Source organism: Nonomuraea sp. NPDC004186 (assembly GCF_053603495.1).
This window is the reverse complement of record NZ_JBSGFQ010000009.1, coordinates 24,775-47,313: the sequence shown is the minus strand read 5'-3', so window position 1 is coordinate 47,313 and position 22,539 is coordinate 24,775. Positions and strand designations below refer to the sequence as shown.

The following is a 22,539-nucleotide window of genomic DNA, read 5'->3' as shown; positions in this document are numbered from 1 at the left end:
GTTCATCGCCGCGCGCGTCAGGCCGTCCAGGGCCGGAGCTTGTTGGGGTTGCGTACGGCCCACAGGTGCTTGATCCGCTCGCCTGCGACGTCGAACGCCATGACCACCACGGTCTCCCCGTCCTGCTGGGCCGCCAGGCCGGGCTGACCGTTGACCGTACGCTCCAGGAACACGAGGTCGGGTGCCAGGCCGGCGACCTCGACCAGGTAGCGCGCGATCCGCTCGGCGCCCTCGACCGGCTCCAGCATGGCGGTGACCAGGCCGCCGCCGTCGGCGATCGCCGTGGCGTCGGGGTCGAGGAGGTCGACGAGGGCTCTGATGTCCTTGGCCTCCCATGCCTGCTTGAAGTCCCTGACGACGTCGGCCTGCCGGGCCTCCGACGTCACGGGCGTCTGTGACTCGCGGATGCGGCGGCGCGCGGAGGAGGCGAGCTGGCGGCAGGCCGCCGGGGTACGGCCGACGACCTCGGCCACTTCGGCGAAGGAGTAGCGGAAGACGTCGTGCAGGACGAACGCGACGCGCTCGGCCGGGGTCATCGCTTCGAGCACCACGAGGAACGCCATGGTGACCGACTCGTCGAGGGTGATCCGGTCGGCGGGGTCGCCCGGCCGCGCGCCGGTCCACTCCGTACGGTCGGGCAGCGGCTCGGGAACCCATTCGCCCACGTAGCTCTCGCGGCGGACCCGGGCCGAGCCGAGCAGGTCCAGGCAGATGCGGCCGGCGACCTTGGTCAGCCAGGCGCCGGGGCTCTCGATGGCCTCCTGCTGCCGCGGGGTCATGGCGTACCAGCGGGTGTAGGTCTCTTGCACGACGTCCTCGGCGTCGGCCAGCGAGCCGAGCAGCCGGTAGGCGAGATTGATCAGCCGACGCCGCTCGCTCATGATCGCGCTCAGGCTCGGATCGCGCCGGTTGTCTCCTGGCTCTGATCGGGTGGTCATGATATGTCGTCTTTCCTTGTCGCAATCGCTCTCACCACTACGACGAGACAGCGCCGTGGAATGTGAGGTCTCGCCGCGCGGTGTCGTCGTAGCAGGGTGGTCACGGCTCTCAGCAGAGTCACATGGTCCAGCCCCAGGGGGACCATCGCGCTCGGGATCAACCGAGGCTGGGTGGGTGAGGAGATCGCGGGCGCGGCCTCGCCGATGAGCGCGCGGCTGTTCTTAATCCAGGTCGGACATGTCGAGTACGAAACGGTAGCGGACGTCGTTGCGGCGGAGGCGGTCGAGGACCTCGTTCACCCGCGCAGAGGGGAGCAGCTCGATCTCGGCGGTGATGCCCTTGTCAGCGCAGAAGTCCAGCATGGCGGCGGTCGCAGGCCGGCCGCCGCTGCCCGCGGAGCTGAGTTTCTTGCGCCCCACGAGCAGGTCCATGGTCTCCACGGTGAGGGGTCCGAGATGTCCAAGGTGGCTGAGGGTGCCGTCCATGGCGACCAGCCGCAGATACGGGCCGAGGTCGTGAGGGGTGGAGATGGTGTCGATGACGACGTCGAACGTGTCTCGGGCCTCGGCCATCTGTTCCGGATCCGTGGACACGATGAACCCGTGGGCGCCGAACCGGCGCGCGTCGTCGGCCTTGTCGGGGGAGCGGCTGATGACCGACGTCGTGGCGCCGAGGGCCACGGCCATCTTGACCGCGAGATGCCCCAGGCCGCCCAGGCCTGCCACGGCGACGCGGCTGCCGGGCCCCACCCCCAGAGTGTGCAGGGGCTCCCAGAATGCGTCCGCCGCGCAGTCGCGGCCGATTGAGACTCCCGGAGCGGTCCTGTTACCTTCTCCCATCGGCACTCGTCATAAGTGCGACGACCGAATACGAACGGTCGTCGCACCAACGAGTGAAGTGAGAACAAGATGCTGAACAACATCATGTACGTGACGGTCTACGTCACCGATCAGGACCGCGCGCTGGAGTTCTACACCGAGGGACTCGGCCTGGAAAAGCGGATCGACTTCCCGGGGCCCGACGGACGTTTCCTCACTGTGGGCGTTCCCGACAGCCCGGTGCAGATTCTTCTGTGGTCGCATGCGGCGGCCGCGGGACAGCCGGGCGACGTGGGCCAGGATGGCGCGCCCGGTCCGCTGATCCTCGAATCCGATGATCTGCGGAAGGATTTCGAGATCCTGCGCCGGCGCGGCGTCACTTTCGAAGAATCCGAACCCGTGGACTATCCGTTCGGGGTCCGTATCGAGGCGGTGGACCCGGACGGCAACCGGGTCTCGCTCCGTCAGCAGCGAAAGCCGTGACCGCCCACCCGTCCGGCCTCGTGACCGAGGCGTTCGAAGCCCAGCGCGATCGGCTGCGCGCCGTCGCGTACCGCGTGCTGGGCTCGCACGCCGACGCCGAGGACGTGGTCCAGGAAGCCTGGATGCGTCTCGTCCGCCAGGACGAGACGACCATCGGCAACCTGGCGGGCTGGCTGACCACCGTGGTCGGCCGCATCAGCCTGGACCTCCTGAGATCCCGCCAGGCCCACCCCGAAACCGCGTACGGGCACGAGCATGCGGACCTCGTGGTGACGCCTCACGACGACCCCGCGCCGGACGAGCAGGCGGCGCTGGCCGATTCGGTCGGCCTCGCCCTGCTCGTCGTGCTCGACTCGCTCACGCCGGGCGAGCGCCTGGCGTTCGTCCTGCACGACATGTTCGCGGTCCCGTTCCACGAAATCGGCCAGATCCTGGGCAAATCCGCCGACGCCACCAAGATGCTCGCCAGCCGCGCCCGCCGCAAGGTCCAAGCCACGGACCGGCCGGCGGGCCCCGGCCGCGAGCACCGAGAGGTCGTCCACGCATTCCGCGCAGCCGCCCTCGGCGGCGACTTCGAAGCGCTCCTGCGGGTCCTCGACCCGAACGTGAAGCTGACCGTCGACACCCCCGGCGGCGTGGTGGTCACCCTCGGCGCCACCGAGGTCGCCGCCGGCGCCCGCATGTTCTCCGGCGAGGCCGCCCGCCACCGACCCGTGCTGGTCAACGGCATCCCCGGCCACATGTCCTGGCGCTCCGACGGAACCCCTCTCTCCGTCATCGCCTTCACCGTCGCCGAAGGCCGGATCACCGGCATCCACATCGTCGTCGACCCGGCCAAACTCGCCTCGATCCAGCTGCCCGCCCCGGCCTGAGCCGGTGTCGTCAGGCTCGGCCCGTGCATGTGCGACCCGGGCCGAGCCCGAGCGCGTCTTTACGCTACTTATAATGAATATATGATGCGTAAAACGCCGACGTCGCGGCGCAAGCCACGGGAGGGAAGCACGTGAAGCTCGTGATCTTCGGGGCCAACGGCCCGACGGGGCGGCTCGCCACCGCCCAGGCACTGGCCGAGGGCCACGCCGTCACCGCCGTCACCCGGCATCCGGAGGCGTTCCCCCTCGGCGATCCCGGGCTGGACGTCGCGAAGGCGGACGCCTTGGACCCCGAGGCGGTGGACCGGGTGGTGGCCGGGCACGAGGCGGTGATCTCGACGCTCGGCGTCCCCTACGGCTCCGAGGTGCCCACCCCGTTCTCCCGGTCCGCCGCGAACATCGTCGCGGCCATGGCCGCGCACGGCGTCCGGCGCCTGGTCTGCGTGACCTCGACCGGCGTGCCGATGAAACCCCCGCCCGGCGAGACCCTCGTCTACCGCAAGGTGATCGTGCCCATGCTCCTCAGAATGGGCCGCCCCCTGTACGAGGACGCCGCCCGCATGGAAGAGCTCGTGGCCCGGACCGACCTCGACTGGACCGTCCTCCGCCCCTCCGGCCTGTTCGACGGAGACGCGGTCACCGGCTACACCGTCGGCCCGCCGCAGATGGTCGGCCGGTTCACCTCACGCCGCGACCTGGCCGACGCGCTCGTGCGCGAGGCCGTCGAGGATCGCAACCTCCGCTCCGTCGTCGAGGTCATCACCACCGAGGGCACGCCGAGCGTCTACCGCGTGTTCCTGAAGGAAGCACTCCGCATCGGCAGCGCCTGATGGTCGGGTACACCACCGACCCCTCGCGAGTGGTGTGCGACGTCCACGAGCGGCGTCACGGCCCAGCCGCTTCATCTCATACACCGTCGGGATGACCCGGCAGCGCGGGGCGTGCGCCTTGATCTGCCGAGCCGGCGCGAGCTTGAATTGGTCCTCAATTGGGCTACAGGATCGGACCTTATCGAGTGTACCGATTCCTGCCAGGCTGAGTGGCATGACGACGACAGCAGCTCGCTTCGACGGCCAGGTGCTCACGCCTGGCGACGCCGGTTACGACACCGCCCGTACCGTCTGGAACGCCATGATCGACCGGCGCCCACGCATGATCGTCCGCGCGGCGGGCGTCGCCGACGTGGTCGCCGCCGTGCGGATGGCCCGCGAACTGGACCTCGAGATCGGCGTGCGCTGCGGTGGCCACAACGCCGCCGGCTTCGCCGTACCAGACGGTGGTCTCATGATCGACCTGACGCCCATGGGCGGCGTGCGGGTGGACCCGGCCCGTCGCCGGGCCCGGGTGCAGGGCGGCGCGCTGCTCGGCGCGCTGGACCGGGCGTCCCAGGCGTACGGCCTGGCCACCACCGCCGGCAACGTCTCACACACCGGCGTCGGCGGGCTCACGCTCGGCGGCGGCATGGGCTGGCTGGCCCGCCAGTACGGCCTGGCCTGCGACAACGTCGTCTCCTACACGATGGTCACCGCCGAGGGCGACGTGGTGACCGCGAGCCGTACCGAGAACCCCGACCTGTTCTGGGGCCTGCGCGGCGGTGGTGGCAACTTCGGCATCGTCACCGAGTTCGAGTTCCAGTTGCATCACACCGGCACGCGGACGCTGGTCGCCGAGTTCGACTTCCGCGCCGAGGACGCCGTCCCGGTCATCGAGGGCTGGCGCGACCTGAACGCCGTCGCGCCCCGGCAGGCGACGTTCACCGCCAGTGTCAGCAGCGCTCCCTCTGGCCCGATCGCCACGCTGGGGTTCGTGTGGGTCGGCGACCCGGCCGAGGGCCGCCGGCTGCTGCCCGCGATGCGGGCGCTCGGGCGTCCCGTTGCCTCCCGCGTCACCGCACCGTCGTACCTCGAACTTCAGCGACGCGAGGACTCCACCGGCGGCCACGCGTACCGCCGCTATTCCAAGGGGCACTACCTGCGGAGCTTTCCCACCGCGGCGATCGAGGCGTTTTTGCTGCGCGGCGGCTCCGACCTGAGCGCGAGCCTGGACCTGCCGGGCGTCGGCCTGCAGGCGCACGGCGGCGCGATCGCCGATGTCCCGGAAGCGGACGCGGCGTTCAGCCACCGCGGCACGATGTTCGAGTTCGGTGCCGGCTCCCGCTGGACCGACCCGGTCGAGGACGACGCCAGGATGGGTGCCGCCCGCGCCGCCGGTGCCTCGCTCGAGCCGTACGCCAGCGGGATCTACGTCAACTCGTTGACGGCCGACGAGCTGGCCGATGGGCAGCGCGGCGTGCGGCGGGCGTACTCGGCCGCAAAGCTGGCCCGGCTGACCGCGGTGAAGACCGCGTACGACCCGGCGAACGTGTTCCACCTGAACCAGAACATCCGTCCGGCGCTGTGACGGGCCGCGTCAGGATCCCCGTACCTCCCGGATGGCCGTCGCCAGCAGCGCGACCCCCTCGGCGATGGCGCTCTCGCTGAGGATGGCGTAGCCGAAGATCAGGCCACCGGGCCCGGCGTCGGCGATCCGGAACGGCCCGACGCCCTGGATGCCGAGCCCGTGCCGGGCGGCTGCCGCCACCACCGCCGCCTCGTCGAGGTCGGGCGGGAGCCAGGCGACCACGTGCTGCCCGGCGGCGATCCCGGCCAGTCGCAGATCCGGCAGATGGGTACGCAGCGCGTCCAGCAGCGCGTCGCGGCGGCGCCGGTACACCGGACGCATCCGGCGCAGGTGACGGTCGAACTCGCCGCGGCCGAGAAAGTCGGCGAACGTCAGCTGGTCGATGACCGACGAACCCCGGTCGGCGAGCAGCTTTGCCGCGGCGACGTCGTCGACCAGCTGGGGAGGCACTACCATCCAGCCGAGCCGCAACCCCGGCGCGAGCGTCTTGCTGGCCGTGCCGCAGTAGACGACGTGATCGGGCGCCAGGCCCTGCATGGCGCCCACCGGAGACCGGTCGTAGCGGTACTCCGCGTCGTAGTCGTCCTCGACCACGATCGCGCCGCCGCGCCTCGCCCAGCGGATCACCTCGGCCCTCGCCGCCGCCGACAGCACCCCGCCGGTTGGCCACTGGTGCGACGGCGTGAGGACCAGCGCGTCGGCGTCGGCCAGGTCGAGGGCATCGACCTGAACGCCGTCCGGACCCACCGGGATGCCGACCACGTCCAGTCCCGCGGCCCCGGCCAGCACCCGGGCATCGTCGTCGGACGACGGGTCCTCCAGGGCAATCCGCCTGGCGCCGCGCCGTGCGAGCACCTGGATCAGCAGCGAGATGCCCTGCCCGTAGCCGTTGCAGATGACCACGTTGCCGGGGACGGCCAGCGTGCCGCGTACCCGGTTGAGGTAGTCGCACAGGGCCTGGCGCAGTTCCGGTACGCCGTGCCCGTCGAGGTAGGCGAACCGGTCGTTGGGTGTGGTGGTGAGCACGGTACGAACCGAGCGCAGCCAGGCGGCCCGCGGGAACTGCGACACGTCGGTGCGCCCGTACCCGAAGTCGACCCTGAAGCCGACCCTGAAGCCGACGCTGCGGGCGGCCGGCTCCGCCGTCGCAGCCGCCGTCGAAGCCGCCGTCGAAGCCGCGGAGCCCGGGTCGGTGGCGGCCGGCGGCATCGACGCGGCGACCTGGGTGTAACCGCCCGATCGGCTGGCAAGGTAGCCCTCGGCCACGAGCTGCTGGTAGGCCTCCACGACCACCCCGCGGGAGACCCCGAGCCCGGCCGCGAGAGTGCGGGTGGGTGGCAGCGACGTACCCGCTCGCAACCGACCGGCCCGGATGCTCGCGCGGATGGACGCCTCGATCTGCCGGTGCAGTGGCACCCCGGCGTCGCGGTCCAGTTCGATGAGCACGTCTTCGGCCAGCCCGGAATTGGTCCTCAATCGCCCCACGGGATCGGACGTTACCGGCGTGTACCAATTCCTGCCAAGCAGGCCTTGGGCTCAAGTCGGCTTGAACGGAGTACAGGAAGTTCGGGCGGCGCCGGGCTCTTCGTGCGCTCCTCCTCCTGCGGTCAGGCCGGGTCGTGGGGTCCCGATCCGGCGGGGTCAGGTCGAGCGTCCAGTTGCCGATCAGTCGTCAGGCCCGCGGTGTGTTTCCGTCGTATTCCGGTGTACCCGATGGTGGCCCGCAGCGGGTGGCTACACTCTGCGGATGATCATGAGCGAAACGATTCCCACCGATTCCCCGATCCGCGACCTCTCCGTTGTACGCCACGAGGGAAGCTCCCTGATCGTCTGCGCGGACAGGTGGGGCGGGGTGTGGACGTGGTCTCCGTCGACCGGCGAATGGTCGGGGCATTCCCTGCCGTACGCGCACGCGGGGGATCCGATCGTGGCGCAGTTCCCCGATGCCGCGAACGTCATCGACATGGTCGCCGCGCTTTCCGTTGACGGCAGGCTCCTCCTGGCGGCCGGCGGGGACGAGCAGGAGCCGGCTCTGTGGGATCTCGGCAGCGGTGAGCTCCTGTGGCGGACGCCGCTCAACGGCGCCTACCTCGCGGACGTCATCGCGCTCGACGGCCGGTTCGTCACCGCGCAGCAGTATTCCGAGGAGGTACGGCTCTGGTCGCCGGACGGCACGGACACACTGCTTGACGAAGTAGGCCAGTTGTCCTGCCTTGGGACGGCACAGGTCGGCAGCCGCCGCCTGATCCTGGCGGGCGGGTCGGGAGCTCATGTGTGGGACGCCGCGAGCCTCACCGAGCTCGGCTCCTTCTACCCGTACGAGGGGCGGGTGTGGGCCGTGACCGCCTGCGCTCTCGCAGAGCGCACGGCGATCGTCGCGGTCACCGAGAAGGGCGAACTGTACGCCTGGGCCCTTGACGCCGAACCGGACGAGCCGCTGTACGGACCGGTCCCCGCTTCGGGCGGTGCTCTGGAGACAGTGGCGGTGATGACGGTGGACGGGCGGCCGCTGGTGGTGACCCCGACCCAGGACTCGCTGCGCCTGTGGGACGCCACCGACGGGACCGAGGTCGGCCACGTCAACGCGCACGGGCACGGCATCACGACGATGGAGCCGGCGATCGTCGACGGCCGGTGCGTGCTCGTCACCTCCGGGGGCGACGGAGTCCTGCGGATCTGGAACGAGTCCGACCTCGCGCCCCCGGCGCTTTGACACCCCTTAGGGTAACCGCTATCTATTGGCTAACCGTTAGGGGGATAGATTGCTGGCAATGGCCGAGGAGCCGTCGCACGGGTACCGCTCACATACTCGGCGCGAGGCCGACCGCAGCGGCGCCGGGGAAAGCCCGCGCAGGAGGCGGCGCCGCGCCACCCCCCAGGCGACGGTGCCAGGTGGTGACGGGTTACGGAGAGCCGGCGGCCAGGGGCGAGGCGGGCCGGGCGGTGAAGGTCCCGGGGGAGGGCCGGACGAGGACGGCGACCGGCCGCGCCGGACCGGCTGGAAGCGGTTCATCCCCAGCTGGAAGGTCGTGGTCCTCGCCTGCACGGTGCTGGCGGTGGGCCTCTTCGGCATGATCATGGTGGCGTACGCCAACACCCCGCTGCCTCTGGCGACCCAGCAGAAGGCAACCGAGCAGGGCAGCGTCATCTACTACCGGGACGGCAAGACCGAGATCGCCCGGCTCGGCACCAAGCGCGAGATCGTCCCGATCACCAAGATCCCGCGGCATGTCCAGGACGCCTTCATCGCCGCCGAGAACCGCACGTTCCGCACCGACCCGGGCATCTCGGTGTCCGGCATCACGCGGGCGGCGTGGAGCACCCTGACCGGCCAGCAGGTCCAGGGCGGCTCGACGATCACGCAGGAGATGGCGCGGGCCTACTACGACGGCCTCAGCCAGGAGCGGACCATTCAGCGGAAGGTCAAGGAGATCTTCGTCTCGATCCGCGCCAGCAAGGAGATGTCGAAGGACGAGATCCTCGCCAACTACCTCAACACCATCTATTTCGGCCGCGGTGCGGACGGCATCCAGGCCGCCGCCCAGGCGTTCTTCGACAAGGACGTCGACAAGCTGACCGCCGCCGAGGCGGCCTACCTGGCGGGCCGGATCCAGAACCCGGTCGTCTTCGACAAGACGGAGGCCAAGAAGAACTGGGCGCCGACCCGGGAGCGGTTCGCGTACGTCATCGGCGGCATGGCGATCGTCGACCCGGCGAAGTACGGGCAGCTGCCCAAGGCGGCGAAGTTCCCCAAGCTCGCCAAGCTGGACAAGAAAGAGACCCTCAAGGGCATCAACGGCTACATGGTCGACATCGCGCAGCGTGAGCTGGAGCAGCGGGGGATCTCCAGGGAAAGCCTGCGCAGCGGCGGTTTCCGGGTCACGACGACGTTCGACAGGAAGCTCATGCAGGCCGCGAAGAAGGCGGTGGAGAGCAACCTCGCCACCGTCCACGACAAGCACATCCGCGCGAACATGGCCGCCGTGGACCCGCGCAACGGCCGGGTGATCGCGTTCTACAGCGGCCGCGACTACCTGAAGAGCTTCACCAACAACGCCTTCGACGCCTACAAGCAGGCCGCGTCGGCGTTCAAGCCGTACGTGCTGGCCGCCTGGCTCGAGAACGGCTACAGCCTCAAGAGCTACGTGTCCGGCAACGGCCCGGTCACGCTGCCGGGCACCAAGCCGATCGGCAACTCGCACAACCTCGGCGCGGCCGTGCAGATCGACCGGGCCACCGCCGAGTCGGTGAACACGGCGTTCGCCACGATGGCGCAGGAGGTCGGCCTGAAGGAGGTCGAGAGGATCGCCGGGGACGCCGGGATCAACAAGAAGAATCTGGACCAGGCCGTCAAGGACCACGCGTTCGGCATGTCCATCGGCGCCGGCCTGGTCACCCCGGTCGAGCAGGCCGACGGGTACGGCATCTTCGCCAACGGCGGTGTCCACCACGACGCGCACGTGGTCGTCTCGGTCAAGACGTTCAAGGGGATGACCGTCATGGAGGAGGCCGGCGTGCCCAAAACGGTCATCAGCCCGGACAGTGCCGCGGACGCGACCTACGCGATGCAGCAGGTGGTCAAGAACGGCACCGCCAGGGGCACCTCGCTGCCCGGCGGGCGTCCGATCGCCGGCAAGACCGGCACCAACAACGAGAACAAGGAAGCCTGGTTCGTCGGATACACCCCGCAACTCTCCGCGGCCGTCGGGATGTACAAGGAGGTCCCGCGGACGGACCCGAAGACCAAGAAGGTCATCAAGGACGCCAACGGCTACCCCCTGCCCAAGGAGGTCTCCCTGGGCAACATCCAGGGCGCCGGGACACCTACCAAGATCTGGCGTGACTTCATGACGATCGCGATGGACGGCAAGCCGGTCGAGCAGTTCCCGGTGCCGACCTTCGGCGGCCGGCAGCACGACCTGGTGCAGAAGCCGACGCCCAAGCCGACCGAGGAGCCGTCCACCGACGACGACGTCGGCGACGACCCGTTCGAGGACGACGATCCCCTCGAAGGGGACGACGTCACCACCGGGTTCCGGCTCAGGAAGCCTTAGGAGGGAGGGACGTGCAAGACGCAGTGCTGGCGATGCTCGCCAAGGAGGCGTCGCACGGCTACCACCTGCACGCCCGGCTGCGGCAGAGTCTCGGGCCGCTGGGTGAGTCGATGAACCGCGGTCAGATCTATGTGACGCTGGCCCGGCTGGAAAAAGCGGGGCTCGTGGTCTGTGAGCGGGCCGACGGCCTTCCCGAGCGGCCGGACCGCAAGGTCTATGCGCTGACGCCGGCCGGGCAGCAGCGGGTGGCCGCGTGGCTGGCCGAGGTGGGCTGGCCGAAACCGGACCTGGCGGAGTTTCACCTCAAGCTCGTCGCGGCCGCCGCGGCCCGGCTGGCCGACCCGGTCGAGCTGGTCGCGGCGCAGCGCCGCGAGCTGCTGCGCCGCCTGAACGAGACGCAGCACGCGGCGCTGGCCGAACCGGCGGGCTCGGGCGCCGGCCTGCTGCTGGAAGGGATCATGCTGCGGCTGCAGGCGGACCTGCGCTGGCTGGCGGCCTGCGAGCGAGCCTGGTCCAGGATCGACGACAAGGTTGAGAACGCATGAGCGAGTCGAGTCCCGTGGTCGGTGTCCGCGGCCTGGTGAAACACCACGGTCAGGGGCAGGGCCGGGTCCGCGCGGTCGACGACGTCGACCTGGAGGTGCCCCAGGGGCAGATGCTGGCCGTGATGGGCCCCAGCGGCTGCGGGAAGTCCACCCTGCTCCACCTGCTCGGCGGCCTGGAGCGGCCCAGCGACGGCGAGGTGTGGCTGGCCGGCCGGCGCATCGACACCCTGAGCGAGCGGGCTCTGGCGCGGCTGCGGCGCCGGTCGGTGGGGTTCGTCTTCCAGGCCTTCCATCTGGTGGAGGAGCTGTCGGCGGCCGAGAACGTGGAGCTGCCCGTACTGCTGGCCGGGCGCTCGCGGCGCGAGGCCAGGCGGCGCACGGGCCTGCTGCTGGAACGGGTCGGGCTCACCGACCGTGCCCGGCATCTGCCGTCGCAGCTGTCGGGCGGGCAACGCCAGCGGATCGCCATCGCCCGCGCGCTGGCCAACGACCCGCTGGTGGTCCTGGCCGACGAGCCGACCGGCAACCTCGACACCGCGGCGACCCTCGACGTGCTGAGGATCTTCGAGGACCTGCGTTCGGCGGGGCAGACCCTCGTGATCGTCACGCACGACGAGCGGGTCGCGGCCACCGCGGACCGGCTGATCTCGATGCGCGACGGGATGTTCGTCGACGACACCCGGATGGCCGGCACGGGCACCGGCACCGGGTGGCTCGGCGGCCTGATCGGGCTGGAGGGCTGAACGGCATGGGCTCCATCGTCCTCGTCGTGCGTCTGGTGCTGGCTGACGTGCGGCGGCACCGGGTCCAGGCCGTGATGCTCCTGCTCGCGGTGACCGTGGCCACCGCCACGATGGCACTGGGCCTGTCCCTGCGCGGCGTGAGCGACGCGCTGTACGTGCAGACCCGCGCGGCCACCGCCGGGCCGGACGTGGTGGTGCTCTCCGGCGAGACGGGCCCCGCGGTGACCCCGACCCTGGTCTCGCTGACGGACACTCCCGACGTGGTCGCCCACCATGGCCCTTACCGCATCGTCTACGCCAACCTCACCACGCGTGATTCCACGTCGTCCCCAGTGGTGGTGCAGGGCTTCGCCGAGAAGCCCGGCGCGGTCAACCGGCCCCTGGTGACCTCGGGTCAGTGGATACGCTCCGGCGGCACGGTCCTCGAACGCGGCTTCGCCACCGCGCTGGGCGTCGGCGTCGGCGACCACGTCACCATCGCCGGCCGGTCGTACCCCGTCGTCGGGATCGCCGTCACCGCGGCCACCTCCATCTACCCCTGGGCGGCGCAGATCGGCCCGGGCGGCGGCCCCAGCGACTACAGCGGCCTGGCCTGGATGACCCAGACGGACGCCCGGACACTGGCGTCGTCCCAAGACCTCCCGGTGACCACAGCCATGGACCTCAAGCTGCGCGACCCCGCCGCCACCGAGGCCTTCATCGACGCCCGGAGCGTGCCCACCCTCAGGGTCAACTTCCACTCCTGGCAGTTCACCGCGCAACAGGACATGGTCATCCTCAGGAACAGCCAGCCGATCCTGGTCGTCGGCAGCTGGCTGCTCAGCTTCCTGGCCATCACCGGAGTGGCGGCACTGGCGGCGGGACGCGCCGTCGAGCAGACGCGCCGGGCCGGGCTGCTCAAGGCCGTCGGCGCCACCCCGGGCCTGATCGCCGCCGTCCTGTTCACCGAGTACCTGGTGCTGGCGCTGGTCGGCGACGTGCTGGGGCTGGTGATCGCCCGCCTGACCGTGCCCGCCATCGCCAGCCCCACCGCCAGCCGGATCGGCGAAGCGGTCGGGCCCGGCGGCGCCACCGTCGCCACGGCGACCGTCCTGGCCGTGGCGGTGGCGGTGCTGTCCACGCTGCGTCCCACCCTGCGGGCCATGCGTACGGCGACCGTCACCGCGCTGTCCGCCACCGCGCGCCAGCCCCGTCACCGGCCCTGGCTCACCGCGCTGTCAGCGCTGCTGCCCACGCCGCTGCTGCTCGGGCTGCGGCTGACCGCGCGCCGGCCGGGCCGCGCCGTGCTGCAGGCGTGCTCCACCGCCACCACAATGATCGCGATCGTCGCCCTGCTGACCCTCTACGTCCAATCGGAGAGGGGCTACGGCCTCAACGGCTCCTCCGCCCTGCCCAACCTGCGGGGCGAGCACGACCGCCGGCTGATGCTCGCCGTCGCCATCCTGCTGATCGCCCTCGCCGTCGTGAACACGATCACGCTCACCTGGACCACGGCGATGGACGCCCGAGCGAACATGGCCATCGCCCGCACCCTCGGCGCCACCCCGGGACAGATCTCCGCGGGGCTGTCCGCCGCCCAGCTCCTGCCCGCCCTGCTCGGCGCGCTCGCCGGCGTTCCCCTGGGCATCGGCTTGTTCGGGCTCTTCAGCGTCGGGAACACGATCACACCGCCCGTCTCCTGGATGCTGGCGGCCGCACTCGTGATCGTCCTGGCAACGGCGGCACTCACCGCCGTACCCGCACGCTGGGCGGCCCGTCGGCCCGTGGCACAGACCCTCAGCGCCGAAACGGCCTGACCAGAGGGTTGTCGCGCAGCAAGGTCAGGACCTGGCCGGCGTGCTCGTCCGGCGGGAAGATCGGGTAGAAGACGTGCTCGATCACGCCGTCGCGGATGATCAGGGTCAGCCGCTTGTACAGCGTCCGCCCGCCGGCCTCGAACGTGGGCAGACCGAGCGACTGGGCCAGGCTCCGCGCAGGGTCGGAGAGCATCTGGAACGGCAGGTGGAGCCGCTCGACGACCTCGCGCTGATAGTCGGTGTCCTGGCTCGACAGGCCGAACACGCCGGCCGCGCCGGCGGCGAGCAGGTCCTGATGGTGGTCGCGGAAGCCGCAGGCCTCGGGGGTGCAGCCACGCGCTCCGGGGATCGAGTCCCAGCCGTCGGGCAGGTCGGTGCCCGGGCGGCCGGTGAGCGGGTAGATGTAGAGCACCGTCCGGGCCGCGCCGAGCGCGTCAAGGCGGATCGTTCCGCCGCCGGTGCCCTGGAATTCCAGGTGCGGCACCTTCATGCCCGGCAGATGGGCGGCCGCGCCGTCGTCCTCGGGAACGGGCAGGTCAGCGGGCAGGCTCGCGTAGTCGGTCATCGGGTCCTCTCCTTCGGTGGCCGGTGAGACGCGGCTGTTGCGGTGGGCGGCCTTCTCCAGGTGCCCGATCAGCACCGCCCGGCGGGCGGTGAGCCCCTCGATCCGCTGCGTGAGCTCGGCGATCGCGTCCCGGTACCCGGCCAGCGAGGCCGGGCAGTCGTCGGCGTGCCGGTGGCCGGCCGTGAGGCAGTCCAGGAACGGCCGGGTGCGCTCGACGGGGATCCCGAGGCTGCCGAGCGCCCTGATCTCCCGCGTGAGTCGTACGTCGTGCTCGTCGTAGTCCCGGTAGCCGTTGGCCAGCCGCTCGGGCGTGAGGAGTCCCAGCGATTCGTAGTAACGCACCGCTTTTGTCGTCACGCCCGCCCGACGGGCCAGCTCGCTGATCCGCATGCCTCTCACCTCGAAGAACGGTAAACCTTGCCCTTGAGGGTAAGGTCAAGCCGGGCCGAGGACGTCTCTGGGGCCGCGCGGGCGCCCGCCTCCCCTCGCGCTCTATGCCGACGCCTTGACGGCCGAGCCCGCCGCGGCGCGCTCCCAGGTGACGCGGCGGCGCCGGGTCGGCAGCCCGAGCGTCGGGTTGGCGACGCCCCAGGCGGCGCTCTTGCAGATCAGTTCCTTGTAGACGGCGGCGAGCCGGCCTGTCAGGACCGCCTGCACGGCGCGGTCGTCGGCGGTGACGTACTGGATCAAGCCCTCCTTGCGGCCCAGCGAGATGCACTGGTTGAAGTAGCGGATCGACACGTTCGGGAGCTTCCCGCCGGTCAGGCGCGCCGCGATCGCGTCGGCGGCCTGCCACGCGGTCGGAGTACCCGAGGCGCACGACATGCGCAGCGGCTTGTCGCCGGGGCCCATCACCATGGCCGCGTCGCCGATGGCGTACACGTCCGGGTGCGAGACCGAGCGCATGGTCCCGTCGACCACGATCTGGCCGCTGCCGGTGACCTCCAGGGCGGTCGCCTTCGCGATCGGGTGAACTGCGAAACCGGCGGTCCACACGGTGACCGCGGCCGGGATGGCCGTGCCGTCGGCGGTGGTGACGCGGTCGGCTTCGACGCCGGTGACGGCGGCGTGCTCGTACGCGGTGATCCCGAGCTTGCCGAAGACCTTGCGCAGGTGCTCGCGGCCCTTGGGGGAGAGCCAGTCGCCGAGGCCGTCCCGGGCGGCGAGGGCGACGTCGAGGTCAGGGCGGGCCTCGGCGATCTCGGTCGCGGCCTCCACGCCGGTGAGACCGCCGCCGACGACGACCACGCTCTGCCCGGCGTCGAGGCGCGCCAGGCGCTCGCGCAGCCGGAGCGCTCCGGGGCGGCTGGCGATCTCGTGGGCGTGCTCGGCGGTCCCGGGGACGCCTTGGGCGTTCCAGCGGCTGCCGAGGGCGTAGACGAGGGTGTCGTAGTGGAGCTGTCCGGCGCCGTTCGCGTCGATGACGGCGACGGTCTTGCGGTCGACGTCGACGCCGGTGACCTGCGCGAGCCGGATTTCGACGCCGGTGCCCGCGAACATCTCGCTGAACGGCCGGGGCTTGAGGTCCTGGCCGGTCGCCACCTGGTGCATGCGGACGCGTTCGACGAAGTCGGGCTCGGCGTTGACGAGGGTGATGGCGACGTCCTCGCGGTGGAGCCGCTTGGCGAGGCGGCCGGCGGCGACGGCTCCGGTGTATCCGGCTCCGAGGACGACGATGCGGTGCTGCATTTCCTGCTCCTGTCTGGTGCGGTTGCCTCTTGAACCGGGCAGCCCGCCGTTTCCTGACAGGAACGGGATGTGAAGCACCTCACATATCGAACAGGGGCTCCCCGTGGTCGGCGGCCGCCCATTGCGCGGTCGCGCGTTCGAGCTTGTCGGGGTTGACCTGGTTGCGGAACGCGGTGATGCCCTCGGCGGTGACCTCCAGGCACATGATGGCCACGACCCGGCCGTCCACGACGGCCACCACGGCGGGGTCGCCGTTGGCGATCCAGGCGTAGATCTCGGGCGGGCCGCCGACCATGGTGCGCTTGGCCTCGGCGGGTTTGAACAGGCCTCGCAGGAACTTCGCGACCGCGACGGCGCCCTCGAACGCCTTGGTGCGGGCCGGGATCTTCCCGCCGCCGTCGCCGACCGAGATGGCGTCCGCGGTGAGCAGGCGTACGAGCGGCTCGGTCCGGCCGCTGGTGGCGGCCGCCAGGAACTCCTCGACGATCCGCCGGGCGGCGGCCGCGTCGATCTCGGTACGGGCCTTGCCGTCCGCGACGTGCTTCTTGGCGCGGTGGAAGATCTGCTGGCTGGCGGCCTCGGTGAGGTCGAGGATCTCGGCGATCTCCCGGTGCGGGTAGTCGAAGGCCTCCCGCAGCACGTACACCGCCCGCTCGTTGGGGGAGAGGCGCTCCATGAGGGTGAGGACCGCGTACGAGACCGAGTCGCGCTGCTCGGCGGTGTCGGCCGGGCCGAGCATCGGGTCCCCGGCGAGCAGCGGCTCCGGAAGCCATCGGCCCACGTAGGTCTCGCGGCGCGCCCGCGCGGAGGTGAGCTGGTTGAGGCACAGGTTGGTGAGGACCTTCGTCAGCCAGGCCTCGTGGACCTCGATGCGGTCGACGTCGGCGGCCTGCCAGCGCAGGAACGTCTCCTGCACGGCGTCCTCGGCCTCCGAGGCGGAGCCGAGGAGGCGGTAGGCGATGGCCTCCAGGCGCGGCCTGGACGCCTCGAACCGGTCGACGTCGTCCACAGTCAAGGGCATGGGCGCGATCCTAGCCCGCGGCGCGAACCGGCCGCCGCCGCACCCGGACCTGGGCGGCCCCGGCCCGGGATCGAACGATCCTGGACCGGGGTTCGCCCGTCGATCAGCTCGACATGCTCGCGAACATGCCGGGCTCGTAGGAGCCTCCCTGGGTACGCACGATCACGCCGAGCCGGTTGGCCGCGTTGATCATGGCGACCAGGTAGACCAGCGCGGTGATCTGGTCGTCGTCGTAGTGCTTGCGCGCCTGCGCCCAGGTCTCGTCGGACACCCCCTGGTAGGCGTCGGCGAGCCGGGTGCCCTCCTCGGCCAGCGCCAGCGCGGCCCGCTCGGCCTCGGAGAACACGGTGGACTCGCGCCAGGCGGCGACCAGGCTGAGCCGGACCGCGCTCTCCCCGGCGGCCGCGGCATCCTTGGAGTGGTAGTCGACGCAGAAGCCGCAGCCGTTGATCTGGCTGGCACGCAGCATCACCAGGTCCTGGGTGGGCTTGGGCAGCGTCGACTGCTCGATCGCCAGGCTGACGTTGTAGAACCGCTTGCCGAGCTTGGCGCCGAACTCGTTGGCGTTCAGGTTCATACGGGGTTCCATGACTTCGTCCTCACTTGTGGAGCTGCACGCCGCGCGGATCGTTCGCGCGGCGTCCTGACGGCATGGAGATGCCGGCCACCCGGTCCCTGTGACAACTCGACGATGTGACGTGCGCCACCAGGCCTGGGTGTCACAAAGCGCCCGGAACCGGCACCTATAGAGTTCCTCCATCGACGAGGAGGAATGGGATGTCATATCCGGACGCTCGCTACCTGGGTGACAAGGGAGAGGTCACCGGCAGGCTCCACACGGCGGACACCGCGCCGGACCTGTTGATCGGCGGGCGTACGAGGGTGCACTACCTGGCCACCGGCGCGAGTACCGGCGGCCAGTACGGGCTCTACCGGTGGGAGATGGGCGCCGAGCCGTCCGGGGGAGGACCTCACTTTCACCGGACCTTCTCCGAGTCCTTCTTCGTCCTGAACGGGACGGTCAGCTGTACAACGGGGAAAGCTGGGCCGACGGGGCCCCAGGTGACTTCCTCCATGTCCCTCCGGGCGGGATTCACGCGTTCCGCAACTCGGACGGGCCGGCCACGATGCTGGTGCTGTTCGCCCCTGGCGCTCCTCGCGAGGCCTACTTCGAGGAGCTGGCCGAGATCGTGGCGAGCGGGCGGCAACTCAGCGAGGAGGAGTGGACCAACCTCTACGGCCGCCACGACCAGTACATGGTCTTGTCCGAGTAGCCCTGGTGATTCGCGTCGGACACGGACACGAAGCTCGCGCCTGAGCGCTCGGCCAAGGTCCGCATCGGCTCGTGCCAAGGGTCGGCCGTGCCCGCGTACAGCAGCATCGGGCCGACCGTAGAGCGGCGGGCAGTACTTGCCCGTCCCTGGCCGAGCACGGCGTCTTCGTCACACTGTCAGTGGTGGCGGTCGCCCCGGACGACCTGTGGGCCTTCGGACGGACCGGGACGGGCAAGGACGGCGGGCCGTTCGAGCTCAGAGGAGACGGTCGTCGCCTGGGTGAGTCAGCGCAGGTCGGCGGCTACATCGTTGGATTCACGGCTGTCGCTGTCGGAACCCCGGGGCCGTGGCCGCGGACCTCGCGCGAGAACGTACACGAACAGGATCGCCATGACCACCGCGCCCGCCCACATGGCCTGCTGCCACCCGGCGACAAAGGACTCTTGGGCGGCCCGGATCAGCGCCTGCGTCCCGGCGCCGCCCGCGAGGACGTTGGCGACCCCCTCGCGGGCGGTGTCGGCGGCGGCGTCCGGCACTCCGCCGAGCCGGGAGTCGATGGCGCCGCGGTACCCGGCGGTCAGGACCGCTCCCAGCAGCGCGACACCGAGCGCCGTCCCGAACTCCCTGGTGACGTCGTTGAGCGCGGACGCGACACCTTGGCGCTCACGCGGCAAGGCGGTGGTGATGGCCTCGGTGGAGGGCGTCATCGTCACACCCATGCCGAGTCCCATGGCGAGCATGCCGGGGAGGATCGACAGGTAGCCGCCGTCGACGGAGACGAAGGTGGCCATGAGGACCAGCCCCGCGCCGCCCAGGAAGATCCCTGAGGCCATCGTCGAACGGCTGCCGATGCGCGCGGCCACCTGCGGGGCGAGGCCGGAGGCGAACATCATCAGCAGCGCCATCGGCATGAGCGCCAGGGTGGAGCGAAGGCCGGACCAGCCGAGCACCGCCTGGAAGTACGGGAAGAGGACCACGAAGATCCCCGCCTGCACGCCGAAGACCGTCAAGAGAGACACGGAACCGCTCGCGAGACCACGTTCGCGGAACAGGCGGACGTCGAGAAGCGGTGCCTGCCGGCGCAGCTCCCATGCCACGAATCCGACAGCGGCGACGAGGCCGACGACAAGGCCCAGCAGCGTCGCGGGCGCGGTCCAGCCTCGTTCGGGGCCCTCGTGGAGGAAGAAGACGAGCCCGACCACCGCGACCGCGGACGACACCGAGCCTATGGCGTCGAACCCGTGCCCTGACGCCTCGCGCGAGTTCGGGACGGATCGCAGCGCCATGACGATGGCGACGACGACGAGCACGACCGGCAGGACGAACAGCCACCGCCAGCTCGCCAGGTCGACCAGGACCGCCGACAGGTACATCCCCAAGATGCCTCCACCGCCGGCGACGCCGGTCCACACGCCGATCGCCTTGGAACGTTCCTCATCCGGAAAGGTCGAGGTGATGACGGCGAGGGTGGCCGGCATGATCATCGCTGCGCCCACGCCGCTCAGGAACCGCGCGGCGAGCATGATCCCGGACGACGTGGCCAGGCCGGCCGCCGCACTCGCTGCTCCGAACACGACCAGGCCGGCGAGCAGCACCGGCCTGCGGCCCCACCGGTCGCCCATCGCGCCGAGTGGCAGGAGCAACGCGGCCAGGCTGAGGGTGTAGATGTTGATGAACCACAAGACCTCGGTCTGCGAGGCGTCGAACGCGACGGTGAGCTCCGACTGGGCGACGTTCAGCCCGGACACCGAAGCGATGACCGCCATGAGCGCGATGCAGACCCCGGCCAGGATCGTACGTCGCTGTCGTGGGTCGTGGATGGTCGGGCCGGGTGCTCCCGGGTTCGTACTCATGCGATTCCTTTCAGAAGGCCAGGGGAGTCGGCGCGGTCACCGGCGGCGGGTGGCGCGCACGACGACGTCGTGCAGGGGGACCGCTCGACCCCCGTGGCCGGTGAGCGTGCGGCGGGGCTCTTCGGCGGTGACGATCTCCCACTCCGTGCCGTCCAGGCGCGCGGTGACGGTCACGGCGGTGGCCGACGCTTCGGCCGGATGCTGGTGCCCGTGGCCGGTGGATTCCGGGGTGTGCAGGTGCCCCACGATGAGCAGCGTGCCGCCGGGAGCCACCCACCCGGCGATGCGATCGTAGAACTCCAGCTGGGGCATCGCCGGGTGGGCGTAGTGGGTCATGACCAGGTCGAACCGATCGCCCGGGTTCCAGAGGCGCAGATCCGCCTCAACCCACTGCAACCGCTCGGAGGCCCCGCTCGTCGCCGCGCGCTCGGCAGCGCGAGCAAGGGCCTCGGACGAGATGTCGGCCGCGGTGACGTGCCAGCCGTGAGAGGCGAGCCAGATCGCCTCGGCGCCGCCGCCGCACCCGGCGTCCAGTGCCGTGCCCGGTGTCAGGCCGCTGGTCTCGCGGGCGAGGTACGGGTTCGGCGGGTTGCCGCCCATGGACCCGGAGCCCCCGGCTCGCCCCTCTTGCCAGTGCCGCTCCCAGAAGTCCTTGTCGAATTCGTACGTCATAGGTCGTTTTCCCTTGTTCGCGATGATCTCTCCGCCGTGGCGTTGTTCATGGTGCTGACAGAGCAGGCAGATTCGCAAACGCTGTTGCCGAATGGCAAAATGGCGGGGTGGACGAAACCATAGACCGCACTCTTGACGCTGTGGGACCGAGGTTGAAACGCCTTCGGCTGCATCGAGACGTCACGCTCGCCGACCTCGCGGCGGAGACCGGCATCTCCACCAGCACGTTGTCCCGGCTCGAGGCGGGCCTGCGACGTCCCACGCTCGAGCAGTTGCTTCCGCTTGCTCGCGCCTACGGCGTCACACTCGACGAGCTCGTCGACGCGCCGCCGACCGGCGATCCCCGCGTCAATCTGCGTCCCATCCCGTGCGGCGACGGCTCGGTCGTCCTGCCGCTGACCCGAAGGCCCGGAGGAATCCAGGCCTACAAGTTCGTCCTCCCGACCGGAAGCGACGACGCCGAACCCGATCTGCGCACCCACGAGGGCTACGACTGGGCCTATGTCCTCAACGGAACGCTCCGCCTCGTGCTCGGGGAGCATGACCTCATCCTCAGGCCAGGGGAGGCGGCGGAGTTCGACACGCGTACCCCGCACTGGTTCGGGGCCACCAGCGCCGGACCCGTCGAGTTCCTGAGCCTCATCGGGAAACAAGGCGAACGCGCGCACGTCCGTGCGGCACCGAGGCAGGGCCCGGTCGAGTAAGAAAGCTCAGGTACGGGAGCCACAGAACCGGGCCGCGGTACCGGCCCCGGGAGGTACCCACACGATTCCCCCATGCCCTGCGACGGCTTCGTCGGCCGTTGCGGTGCCGAGGCCCAGCCTCGGGGCCGGTCGGCTCCGGGGGAGGGCCTCCGGGCACGATGATCGCGAGGTACTACGCCTTGATCAGGCCGAGCTGCTGCAGCTGTGAATAGATGTCCACGACCCCCCAAATGTCGGTGATCTGGCCGTCGGCGAAGCGGGCGATGAAGATCTCGTTGTACGTGACGGATCTGCCGGTCGGGGGCATGCCCCGGTATTCACCGGAGTTGGTCCCGGTGACCCTCTGCCGAGCGACGATCTTGTCTCCCTCCGCGAGCAGGTCCTCGACGCTCACGTGAATGTCGGGGAACGCGCGCAGGAGGACGTCCCATATGCGCTTCTGCGCCTGCACCGCGGTCACGCCAGCCAGTTCCGCCGTGTGGAACCGCCCGTCCGGGTGAATGAACTCGTCGATCGCCTTCGAGATGATCTCCAGATCGCCGCTGTTGATGGCCTCGTGGAAGCGGTGGTACGTCTCCTTGTTGCGTGCTTCCTGAGCTGTTGACATGTCGCCTCTTCTGGTCGAGATAGTGAAACCCGCGTCTCTGTAGTTACTGACCGGACAGCCCCTTGGAATGTGAGGCCGGCGCATCGCCGGTGGTCCAGCTCCAGTTGGTGATCATGGTGCGCATCAGGCGGGCGGCGGTCGACAGGTGGCTGTCGGCACCCCAGTACAGCGTGCGCGCGCGACGGCAGTCGGGGCTGTCGACGGTGATCGCGACGAGGGGAGCCCGGATGGAGGTATGCCGGGCGAACGAAGGGACGAGGCCGATGCCGAGCCCCGCGCCGATCAGGTCGGCGATGGAGCTGGGCTCGTCGACCTCACAGACGATCTTCGGTGTCAGGCCCCTGGCGGCGAAGAGCCGCTCGAGGAGCCGGCCGCCCCGCAGCTCGTCGGCCGCCCGGCTGAGGCGCTCCAGCCGCGCCACCATCAGGAACTGCCTGAGCGTGTTCAGCTCCATCATGACTCCCCGGGCATAACAGCATAGCAATACTGATCTTAGACAAGATA

The 22,539-nt window shown here is 70.4% G+C and carries 22 protein-coding genes; 11 read left to right on the top strand and 11 right to left on the bottom strand.

Annotated elements, in window-relative coordinates:
* Nucleotides 1-17: 17 nt before the first annotated feature.
* Both sigJ and ACWEPL_RS09800 read right to left on the bottom strand, forming a co-directional pair.
* Nucleotides 18-938 carry an RNA polymerase sigma factor SigJ gene (gene sigJ / locus ACWEPL_RS09805; protein WP_363973885.1) on the bottom strand — a complete coding sequence of 307 codons (921 nt, stop codon included), beginning with the start codon at nt 936-938 and terminating at the stop codon, nt 18-20.
* Between the two features lie 222 nt (nt 939-1,160).
* Entirely contained in the window at nt 1,161-1,688 is a 528-nt protein-coding gene (locus ACWEPL_RS09800) for a zinc-binding dehydrogenase (protein WP_452435774.1), read from the bottom strand.
* 159 nt (nt 1,689-1,847) lie between these two features.
* Between ACWEPL_RS09800 and ACWEPL_RS09795 the strand changes: the two genes are divergently transcribed.
* From ACWEPL_RS09795 to ACWEPL_RS09780, 4 genes are all read left to right on the top strand, one after another.
* Nucleotides 1,848-2,240, top strand: a complete 393-nt coding sequence (locus ACWEPL_RS09795; protein WP_452435773.1) for a VOC family protein — start codon at nt 1,848-1,850, stop codon at nt 2,238-2,240.
* Nucleotides 2,237-3,112: a sigma-70 family RNA polymerase sigma factor gene (locus tag ACWEPL_RS09790; RefSeq protein ID WP_452435772.1), complete on the top strand. Its 876-nt coding sequence runs from the start codon at nt 2,237-2,239 to the stop codon at nt 3,110-3,112. The genes ACWEPL_RS09795 and ACWEPL_RS09790 overlap by 4 nt, the downstream gene beginning before the upstream one ends.
* Nucleotides 3,113-3,243: 131 nt before the next feature.
* Entirely contained in the window at nt 3,244-3,942 is a 699-nt protein-coding gene (locus ACWEPL_RS09785) for an NAD(P)-dependent oxidoreductase (RefSeq protein WP_452435771.1), read from the top strand.
* A gap of 214 nt (nt 3,943-4,156) precedes the next feature.
* Nucleotides 4,157-5,512 (top strand): FAD-binding oxidoreductase, encoded by a 1,356-nt coding sequence (locus ACWEPL_RS09780; RefSeq protein WP_452435770.1) that lies wholly within the window; start codon nt 4,157-4,159, stop codon nt 5,510-5,512.
* A 9-nt stretch (nt 5,513-5,521) separates the two neighbouring features.
* Here ACWEPL_RS09780 and pdxR read toward each other — a convergent pair whose 3' ends face one another.
* Nucleotides 5,522-6,997, bottom strand: coding sequence for a MocR-like pyridoxine biosynthesis transcription factor PdxR (gene pdxR / locus ACWEPL_RS09775; protein ID WP_452435769.1), 1,476 nt, complete (start codon nt 6,995-6,997; stop codon nt 5,522-5,524).
* A 262-nt stretch (nt 6,998-7,259) separates the two neighbouring features.
* On the opposite strand from pdxR, the gene ACWEPL_RS09770 reads away from it, so the two are divergent.
* The 5 genes from ACWEPL_RS09770 to ACWEPL_RS09750 are packed head-to-tail and all read left to right on the top strand — an operon-like array spanning nt 7,260 to nt 13,650.
* Nucleotides 7,260-8,225, top strand: a complete 966-nt coding sequence (locus ACWEPL_RS09770; RefSeq protein WP_452435768.1) for a WD40 repeat domain-containing protein — start codon at nt 7,260-7,262, stop codon at nt 8,223-8,225.
* A gap of 58 nt (nt 8,226-8,283) precedes the next feature.
* Nucleotides 8,284-10,566 carry a transglycosylase domain-containing protein gene (locus ACWEPL_RS09765; protein ID WP_452435767.1) on the top strand — a complete coding sequence of 761 codons (2,283 nt, stop codon included), beginning with the start codon at nt 8,284-8,286 and terminating at the stop codon, nt 10,564-10,566.
* A gap of 11 nt (nt 10,567-10,577) precedes the next feature.
* Nucleotides 10,578-11,111: a PadR family transcriptional regulator gene (locus ACWEPL_RS09760; protein ID WP_452435766.1), complete on the top strand. Its 534-nt coding sequence runs from the start codon at nt 10,578-10,580 to the stop codon at nt 11,109-11,111.
* Nucleotides 11,108-11,854, top strand: a complete 747-nt coding sequence (locus ACWEPL_RS09755; RefSeq protein WP_355196348.1) for an ABC transporter ATP-binding protein — start codon at nt 11,108-11,110, stop codon at nt 11,852-11,854. Before ACWEPL_RS09760 ends, ACWEPL_RS09755 begins: the two co-directional genes overlap by 4 nt.
* 5 nt (nt 11,855-11,859) lie before the next feature.
* On the top strand, nt 11,860-13,650 hold the full coding sequence (locus ACWEPL_RS09750; RefSeq protein ID WP_452435765.1) for an FtsX-like permease family protein: 1,791 nt from the start codon (nt 11,860-11,862) through the stop codon (nt 13,648-13,650).
* Here ACWEPL_RS09750 and ACWEPL_RS09745 read toward each other — a convergent pair.
* The 4 genes from ACWEPL_RS09745 to ACWEPL_RS09730 all read right to left on the bottom strand — a co-directional run bounded on the left by ACWEPL_RS09745 (nt 13,631) and on the right by ACWEPL_RS09730 (nt 17,514).
* Entirely contained in the window at nt 13,631-14,605 is a 975-nt protein-coding gene (locus ACWEPL_RS09745) for a redoxin family protein (protein ID WP_452435764.1), read from the bottom strand. The genes ACWEPL_RS09750 and ACWEPL_RS09745 overlap by 20 nt on opposite strands.
* A gap of 102 nt (nt 14,606-14,707) precedes the next feature.
* On the bottom strand, nt 14,708-15,904 hold the full coding sequence (locus tag ACWEPL_RS09740) for an NAD(P)/FAD-dependent oxidoreductase (RefSeq protein WP_452435763.1): 1,197 nt from the start codon (nt 15,902-15,904) through the stop codon (nt 14,708-14,710).
* 79 nt (nt 15,905-15,983) lie between these two features.
* Nucleotides 15,984-16,925, bottom strand: coding sequence for an RNA polymerase sigma-70 factor (locus ACWEPL_RS09735; RefSeq protein ID WP_363973929.1), 942 nt, complete (start codon nt 16,923-16,925; stop codon nt 15,984-15,986).
* A gap of 103 nt (nt 16,926-17,028) precedes the next feature.
* Nucleotides 17,029-17,514 (bottom strand): carboxymuconolactone decarboxylase family protein, encoded by a 486-nt coding sequence (locus tag ACWEPL_RS09730; protein ID WP_452435762.1) that lies wholly within the window; start codon nt 17,512-17,514, stop codon nt 17,029-17,031.
* Between the two features lie 538 nt (nt 17,515-18,052).
* On the opposite strand from ACWEPL_RS09730, the gene ACWEPL_RS09725 reads away from it, so the two are divergent.
* A complete protein-coding gene (locus ACWEPL_RS09725; RefSeq protein WP_452435761.1) occupies nt 18,053-18,199 on the top strand; it encodes a hypothetical protein in 147 nt (48 codons plus the stop codon).
* A 284-nt stretch (nt 18,200-18,483) separates the two neighbouring features.
* On the opposite strand, the gene ACWEPL_RS09720 is transcribed toward ACWEPL_RS09725, so the two are convergent.
* Both ACWEPL_RS09720 and ACWEPL_RS09715 read right to left on the bottom strand, forming a co-directional pair.
* The gene (locus ACWEPL_RS09720; RefSeq protein ID WP_452435760.1) at nt 18,484-20,052 is read right to left on the bottom strand and encodes an MFS transporter; all 1,569 of its coding nucleotides are present in this window, start codon (nt 20,050-20,052) and stop codon (nt 18,484-18,486) included.
* 36 nt (nt 20,053-20,088) lie between these two features.
* On the bottom strand, nt 20,089-20,724 hold the full coding sequence (locus ACWEPL_RS09715) for a class I SAM-dependent methyltransferase (RefSeq protein ID WP_452435759.1): 636 nt from the start codon (nt 20,722-20,724) through the stop codon (nt 20,089-20,091).
* Nucleotides 20,725-20,876: 152 nt separating this feature from the next.
* Between ACWEPL_RS09715 and ACWEPL_RS09710 the strand changes: the two genes are divergently transcribed.
* Complete coding sequence (locus ACWEPL_RS09710; protein WP_452435758.1) at nt 20,877-21,428, top strand: helix-turn-helix domain-containing protein; 552 nt, start codon at nt 20,877-20,879, stop codon at nt 21,426-21,428.
* A gap of 172 nt (nt 21,429-21,600) precedes the next feature.
* On the opposite strand, the gene ACWEPL_RS09705 is transcribed toward ACWEPL_RS09710, so the two are convergent.
* Together ACWEPL_RS09705 and ACWEPL_RS09700 are read right to left on the bottom strand one after the other, a co-directional pair.
* Complete coding sequence (locus ACWEPL_RS09705; protein WP_363973943.1) at nt 21,601-22,035, bottom strand: ester cyclase; 435 nt, start codon at nt 22,033-22,035, stop codon at nt 21,601-21,603.
* 43 nt (nt 22,036-22,078) lie between these two features.
* Nucleotides 22,079-22,492, bottom strand: coding sequence for a LysR family transcriptional regulator substrate-binding protein (locus ACWEPL_RS09700; RefSeq protein ID WP_452435757.1), 414 nt, complete (start codon nt 22,490-22,492; stop codon nt 22,079-22,081).
* Nucleotides 22,493-22,539 lie beyond the last annotated feature (47 nt).

Excerpts from the sequence above, each read along its gene's own strand:
- sigJ (WP_363973885.1), bottom strand. The coding sequence starts at position 938 with ATGACCACCCGATCAGAGCCAGGAGACAACCGGCGCGATCCGAGCCTG.
- ACWEPL_RS09795 (WP_452435773.1), top strand. The coding sequence starts at position 1,848 with ATGCTGAACAACATCATGTACGTGACGGTCTACGTCACCGATCAGGAC.
- ACWEPL_RS09780 (WP_452435770.1), top strand. The coding sequence starts at position 4,157 with ATGACGACGACAGCAGCTCGCTTCGACGGCCAGGTGCTCACGCCTGGC.
- ACWEPL_RS09770 (WP_452435768.1), top strand. The coding sequence starts at position 7,260 with ATGATCATGAGCGAAACGATTCCCACCGATTCCCCGATCCGCGACCTC.
- ACWEPL_RS09765 (WP_452435767.1), top strand. The coding sequence starts at position 8,284 with ATGGCCGAGGAGCCGTCGCACGGGTACCGCTCACATACTCGGCGCGAG.
- ACWEPL_RS09755 (WP_355196348.1), top strand. The coding sequence starts at position 11,108 with ATGAGCGAGTCGAGTCCCGTGGTCGGTGTCCGCGGCCTGGTGAAACAC.
- ACWEPL_RS09750 (WP_452435765.1), top strand. The coding sequence starts at position 11,860 with ATGGGCTCCATCGTCCTCGTCGTGCGTCTGGTGCTGGCTGACGTGCGG.
- ACWEPL_RS09745 (WP_452435764.1), bottom strand. The coding sequence starts at position 14,605 with ATGCGGATCAGCGAGCTGGCCCGTCGGGCGGGCGTGACGACAAAAGCG.
- ACWEPL_RS09740 (WP_452435763.1), bottom strand. The coding sequence starts at position 15,904 with ATGCAGCACCGCATCGTCGTCCTCGGAGCCGGATACACCGGAGCCGTC.
- ACWEPL_RS09735 (WP_363973929.1), bottom strand. The coding sequence starts at position 16,925 with ATGCCCTTGACTGTGGACGACGTCGACCGGTTCGAGGCGTCCAGGCCG.
- ACWEPL_RS09730 (WP_452435762.1), bottom strand. The coding sequence starts at position 17,514 with ATGGAACCCCGTATGAACCTGAACGCCAACGAGTTCGGCGCCAAGCTC.
- ACWEPL_RS09725 (WP_452435761.1), top strand. The coding sequence starts at position 18,053 with ATGCTGGTGCTGTTCGCCCCTGGCGCTCCTCGCGAGGCCTACTTCGAG.
- ACWEPL_RS09720 (WP_452435760.1), bottom strand. The coding sequence starts at position 20,052 with ATGAGTACGAACCCGGGAGCACCCGGCCCGACCATCCACGACCCACGA.
- ACWEPL_RS09715 (WP_452435759.1), bottom strand. The coding sequence starts at position 20,724 with ATGACGTACGAATTCGACAAGGACTTCTGGGAGCGGCACTGGCAAGAG.
- ACWEPL_RS09705 (WP_363973943.1), bottom strand. The coding sequence starts at position 22,035 with ATGTCAACAGCTCAGGAAGCACGCAACAAGGAGACGTACCACCGCTTC.
- ACWEPL_RS09700 (WP_452435757.1), bottom strand. The coding sequence starts at position 22,492 with ATGATGGAGCTGAACACGCTCAGGCAGTTCCTGATGGTGGCGCGGCTG.